General features: G+C 56.1%; 1 protein-coding gene. It reads left to right on the forward strand.

The features are described 5' to 3' along the window. Positions 1 to 586, forward strand: a 586-nt coding sequence (locus S1OALGB6SA_RS01930) for a hypothetical protein (protein ID WP_148083998.1), incomplete at both ends; no start/stop codon positions are given.

Below are 586 nucleotides of genomic sequence, written 5' to 3' on the forward strand. Positions count from 1 at the left end.
GAGACGCTGCTCTTTGCACCCTTTCTTTGGGGCGAAGGTGCCGATGGAGAGGCCTCGACTCGGCAAGTTCACGGGGCCCCAGTATCGGGGCAGGTGGAGAGAGAGCGTGAATCAGAGGATTCTGCTTCGGAGCGGGAGATAGCACCAGGCGACAATCTGGTTGAGGAGAGTGGGGGGAAGGTAGAGGCAGCGAGGGAGGAGGACGAGGAGGAAGATTCACTTCTGGTATCCGCCCTGGTTGATGAGAATGGTGGTGTTTTGGAGGAGGGGGGCCTTCGATTGCACATTCCTCCCGGCGCGCTCCTCGAGCCGATTGAGATTAGCATTTATGGACTTACCGGCACTCATGAGATACCCGAGGGTCGTCAGAATGTAACCGGAGGGGCGCGAGCCTATCGATTTCTCCCTGCCGGACTTAAGTTTGCGATTCCCGTGGAGATATTTCTTCCATACGATGAGAGACTAAATGAGTCGGAGGCGGCATTAGAGGCGCTCCATACCTACTTTTACGACAGTAAGGAGCGGCGTTGGGAGTCGCTTGAGCGTATTGGCATAGATGAGGAGCGTGGAGTAGTTCACAGCCTGA

The organism is Olavius algarvensis spirochete endosymbiont, assembly GCA_900608495.1.
Taxonomy (GTDB): domain Bacteria; phylum Spirochaetota; class Spirochaetia; order DSM-2461; family DSM-2461; genus UBA2779.